This is a genomic window from Bifidobacterium sp. LH_558 (genome assembly GCF_056356295.1).
Genome location: NZ_JBKETZ010000014.1, coordinates 1 through 5,564, shown reverse-complemented (window position 1 = coordinate 5,564; position 5,564 = coordinate 1). Strand labels below are relative to the sequence as shown.

At 58.6% G+C, this 5,564-nt stretch carries 3 rRNA genes; all 3 read right to left on the bottom strand.

Annotated features, from left to right (window positions below):
- Positions 1–7 precede the first annotated feature (7 nt).
- The 3 genes from rrf to AC1AV0_RS10850 all read right to left on the bottom strand — a co-directional run bounded on the left by rrf (position 8) and on the right by AC1AV0_RS10850 (position 5,344).
- A 5S ribosomal RNA gene (gene rrf / locus AC1AV0_RS10860) occupies positions 8–124 on the bottom strand.
- A gap of 165 nt (positions 125–289) precedes the next feature.
- Positions 290–3,354: ribosomal RNA gene (locus AC1AV0_RS10855) — 23S ribosomal RNA — on the bottom strand.
- A 463-nt stretch (positions 3,355–3,817) separates the two neighbouring features.
- A 16S ribosomal RNA gene (locus tag AC1AV0_RS10850) occupies positions 3,818–5,344 on the bottom strand.
- Together the 16S, 23S and 5S rRNA genes form the textbook arrangement of a ribosomal RNA operon.
- Between the last annotated feature and the right edge of the window lie 220 nt (positions 5,345–5,564).

Here is a 5,564-nt window from a genome sequence, read left to right as displayed (position 1 = left end):
TCGTGTAATGCGGCGGCGTGCTACTCTCCCACACCCTGTCGGGTGCAGTACCATCGCCGTGCTGGGCCTTAGCTTCCGGGTTCGGAATGGGACCGGGCGTCTCACCCAGGCCATGGCCGCCGCAAATCTTCTCTTATACCCTCGCGGGGGAGGTTTCCGTCGGTTGTTTGGGAACCGGCTAGCGGACGCGTTGTTTCGTGTTTGATCGCAGTGTCGGACCGGAATAATGCTCCTTGTCGTCCGGCGGTCTGCCGGATCGTTCTCACGGCTCCCTCCCAAGGGGAGGGATGTGATGTTGCCTTTCGCCCGTTAGTACCGGTCAGCTCCACCCCTCGCGGGGCTTCCACATCCGGCCTATCGACCACGTGTTCTGCATGGGGGCTACAGCGGCTCGAAGGCCGCATGGAATCCTAATCTTGGAGCAGGCTTCCCGCTTAGATGCTTTCAGCGGTTATCCCTTCCGAACGTAGCCAACCGGCCGTGCCGCTGGCGCGACAACCGGCATACCAGAGGTTCGTCCACCCAGGTCCTCTCGTACTATGGGCAGGCCTCCTCAAGATTCCAACGAGCGCAGAGGATAGAGACCAAACTGTCTCACGACGTTCTGAACCCAGCTCGCGTGCCGCTTTAATCGGCGAACAGCCGAACCCTTGGGACCTGCTCCAGCCCCAGGATGCGACGAGCCGACATCGAGGTGCCAAACCATCCCGTCGATATGGACTCTTGGGAATGATCAGCCTGTTATCCCCGGGGTACCTTTTATCCGTTGAGCGATGCCGCGTCCGTGCGCCGGCACCGGATCACTAGTTCCGACTTTCGTCCCTGCTCGACCCGTCAGTCTCGCAGTCAAGCTCCCTTGTGCACTTACACTCGCCACCCGATTGCCAACCGGGCTGAGGGAACCTTTGAGCGCCTCCGTTACTCTTTGGGAGGCAACCGCCCCAGTTAAACTACCCGCCAGGCACTGTCCCTGACCAGGATGACTGGTCGAGGTTAGACATCCAATGCGAACAGAGCGGTATTTCAACGACGGCTCCACCACGGCTGGCGCCGTGGTCTCGTAGCCTCCCGCCTATGCTACACAATCCGCACCGAATGCCAATACCAAGGTATAGTAAAGGTCCCGGGGTCTTTTCGTCCTTCTGCGCTTAACGAGCATCTTTACTCGTACTGCAATTTCGCCGAGCTCCTGGTCGAGACAGTGGGGAAGTCGTTACGCCATTCGTGCAGGTCGGAACTTACCCGACAAGGAATTTCGCTACCTTAGGATGGTTATAGTTACCACCGCCGTTTACCGGGGCTTGAATTCACCGCTTCGCAAAAAGCTGACGGATCCTCTTAACCTTCCGGCACCGGGCAGGCGTCAGTGCATATACAGCGACTTACGTCTTCGCATGCACCTGTGTTTTTGGTAAACAGTCGCTACCCCCTGGTCTGTGCCACCCCCCAACGCTCCACGGGCAAGCCGCTTCACGCGAGGGGGTCTCCCTTATACCGAAGGCACGGGAGCAATTTGCCGAGTTCCTTGACCAGGATTCGCTCGATCGCTTTGGTATTCTCTACCTGACCACCAGTGTCGGTTTGGGGTACGGGCGGCCAACAGCCTAACGCCGAAGCTTTTCTCGGCAGCCAGGATCACCGGATTCGGCCCCTTACGGGCCCCATCATCGCGCCTCGCCCTCATGCCCCCCGGATTTGCCTGGGGGACGGGCTGCACGCTTGACCACGGAAAACCACCTCCGCGGCCGGCTACCTCTCTGCGTCACTCCTGCGCTGACCTACTACAAGGATCGGTCCCAGACGAAACGGGCATCCCACCCCCGAAGGGGAAGTAAGCCCGAGACGCAAGGTTAGTACTCCAAGCCTCGGTTTGGGCGGCTGAAAGCCGGTACGGGAATATCGACCCGTTCTTCCATTCGACTACGCCTGTCGGCCTCGCCTTAGGACCCGACTAACCCGGGGACGATGAACGTGGCCCCGGAACCCTTAGTCATCCAGCGGCGGGGATCTTCACCCCGCTTTCGCTACTCATGTCTGCATTCTCACTCCCCTGCAGTCCACGGCGCGTTTGCACGGCCGCTTCGCCCCGCAGGGGACGCTCTCCTACCCAGTGGAATAATCCACTGCCGCGTCTTCGGTGGTGTGCTTGAGCCCCGCTACATTGTCGGCGCGGAACCACTAGACCAGTGATCTGTTACGAACTCTTTTAAGGATGGCTGCTTCTAAGCCAACCTCCTGGCTGTCTATGCGACTCCACATCCTTTCCCACTTAGCACACGCTTAGGGACCTTAGACGACGATCTGGGCTGTTTCCCTTTCGACGACGGAGCTTATCCCCCGCCGACTCACTGCCGGAATACGCATCACGGGTATTCGGAGTTTGGTTGCTATTGGTACCCGATATGGGCCCGCAAGCATCCAGTAGCTCTACCCCCCGGATGTAATCAACCGACGCTGCACCTAAATGCATTTCGGAGAGAACCAGCTATCACGGAATTTGATTGGCCTTTCACCCCTAACCCCAAGTCATCCCCTCAGTTTTCAACCTAAGTGGGTTCGGTCCTCCACGCGGTCTTACCCGCGCCTCAACCTGCTCAGGGCTAGATCATCCCGCTTCGGGTCCAGGGCACGCGACTAACAGACGCCTTATTCAGACTCGCTTTCGCTACGGATCCCCCACGACGGGTTAACCTCGCCACGTACCACTGACTCGCAGACTCATTTTTCGATAGGCACGCCGTCACCCTGAAAGGCTCCGACGGATTGTAGGCGCATGGTTTCAGAGACTGTTTCACTCCCCTCCCGGGGTACTTTTCACCTTTCCCTCACGGTACTCGTTCGCTATCGGTCAGACAGGAATATTTAGGCTTACCCGACGGTCCGGGCAGATTCACACGGGATTCCACGAGGCCCGTGCTACTTGGGAGACGCGGCCGGGAGACCATGCGCGTTCAGGTACGGGGCCATCACCCTCTGCGGCCCGGTATTCAACCCGGTTCCCCTGACACATGGTTTTATCACTCCCGCCGGGCCCGTCGGAGCCCGGAGGCGCGTTCCCGCGACACCGCCCGCGCAACCCCCGACGGGTATCACGCGCGGACGGTTTAGCCTGATCCGCTTTCGCTCGCCACTACTCACGGAATATCCTTTCCTGCAGGTACTGAGATGTTTCACTTCCCTGCGTACCCCCCGCTTGAAAGCGGTGCCAGCCCATGACGGCTGGCGGGTTTCCCCATTCGGAGATCCTCGGATCAAAGCCCAGTCGGCGGCTCCCCGAGGCCTATCGCGGCCCCTGACGTCCTTCATCGGTCCTGTCTGCCAAGGCATCCACCATACGCCCTTGCAAGCAACACCCAACACCCAACAGGACTGTTAGGCGTGCCGCAAGAACACCAGCAAACTCCTAGACAACAAATCATCACACTAAACGATCAACAAAACGATCAAACGAACACCCTCAAACAAAAATTGAGGAGTTCGATCGAAATCAACAGCGAGACGGAACACAACGTGTCCCATACTCGCTCGCGTCCACTATCCAGTTCTCAAACCACCGACGCACACGCCAGACCATCACACGATCCCCCTTTGGGGACGGGACGGACCCGACGGGCGCGGACCCACGCCCACGACATTTCGTCGCGGGTGGCGGTCCGGGAGCCCAAAAGCATGCCCGCACCACAACCCCACGCCCCCGAAAGGACATGGAAGCCAACAATCGTTTCCACACCAGCAAGCCCCCACCCGACGCCACACGCGCCGGAAAGAATGGAGGCGTTCACACCGGCCAGCAGACACTGGCCTGAATTCTCCGTAGAAAGGAGGTGATCCAGCCGCACCTTCCGGTACGGCTACCTTGTTACGACTTAGTCCCAATCACGAGTCTCACCTTAGACGGCTCCCTCCCAAAAAGGGTTGGGCCACCGGCTTCGGGTGCTACCCACTTTCATGACTTGACGGGCGGTGTGTACAAGGCCCGGGAACGCATTCACCGCGACGTTGCTGATTCGCGATTACTAGCGACTCCGCCTTCACGCAGTCGAGTTGCAGACTGCGATCCGAACTGAGACCGGTTTTCAGGGATCCGCTCCATGTCGCCATGTCGCATCCCGTTGTGCCGGCCATTGTAGCATGCGTGAAGCCCTGGACGTAAGGGGCATGATGATCTGACGTCATCCCCACCTTCCTCCGAGTTAACCCCGGCGGTCCCTGATGAGTTCCCGGCACGACCCGCTGGCAACATCAGGCGAGGGTTGCGCTCGTTGCGGGACTTAACCCAACATCTCACGACACGAGCTGACGACGACCATGCACCACCTGTGAACCCGCCCCGAAGGGAAACCCCATCTCTGGGGCGGTCGGGAACATGTCAAGCCCAGGTAAGGTTCTTCGCGTTGCATCGAATTAATCCGCATGCTCCGCCGCTTGTGCGGGCCCCCGTCAATTTCTTTGAGTTTTAGCCTTGCGGCCGTACTCCCCAGGCGGGATGCTTAACGCGTTAGCTCCGACACGGAACCCGTGGAACGGGCCCCACATCCAGCATCCACCGTTTACGGCGTGGACTACCAGGGTATCTAATCCTGTTCGCTCCCCACGCTTTCGCTCCTCAGCGTCAGTAACGGCCCAGAGACCTGCCTTCGCCATTGGTGTTCTTCCCGATATCTACACATTCCACCGTTACACCGGGAATTCCAGTCTCCCCTACCGCACTCCAGCCTGCCCGTACCCGGCGCAGATCCACCGTTAAGCGATGGACTTTCACACCGGACGCGACAAACCGCCTACGAGCTCTTTACGCCCAATAATTCCGGATAACGCTTGCACCCTACGTATTACCGCGGCTGCTGGCACGTAGTTAGCCGGTGCTTATTCGAAAGGTACACTCACTTGCGCTTGCTCCCCAACAAAAGCGGTTTACAACCCGAAGGCCTCCATCCCGCACGCGGCGTCGCTGCATCAGGCTTGCGCCCATTGTGCAATATTCCCCACTGCTGCCTCCCGTAGGAGTCTGGGCCGTATCTCAGTCCCAATGTGGCCGGTCGCCCTCTCAGGCCGGCTACCCGTCGAAGCCATGGTGGGCCGTTACCCCGCCATCAAGCTGATAGGACGCGACCCCATCCCATGCCGCGAAAGCTTTCCCACAATCACATGCGATCATGTGGAACATCCGGCATTACCACCCGTTTCCAGGAGCTATTCCGGTGCATGGGGCAGGTCGGTCACGCATTACTCACCCGTTCGCCACTCTCACCCCGGCAGCAAGCTGCCAGGGATCCCGTTCGACTTGCATGTGTTAAGCACGCCGCCAGCGTTCATCCTGAGCCAGAATCGAACCCTCCACAAAAAACTTCATGGAAAGACATCGAAAGATGACTCTCAAAACTATTTTCCGAAAAAAGAAAATGACGAGAAAATCCTATAAGGAAGGATTACTCTCACAAAAACCTCACCACCCATTAACCGCTCCCGCGGACCCGAAAAACGGGCGGGCAATGAACTGGCAATCATTGACTATAAAGAAGTAGTACAAACACGCTCTTGAGTTCTCAAACCACCACCACACA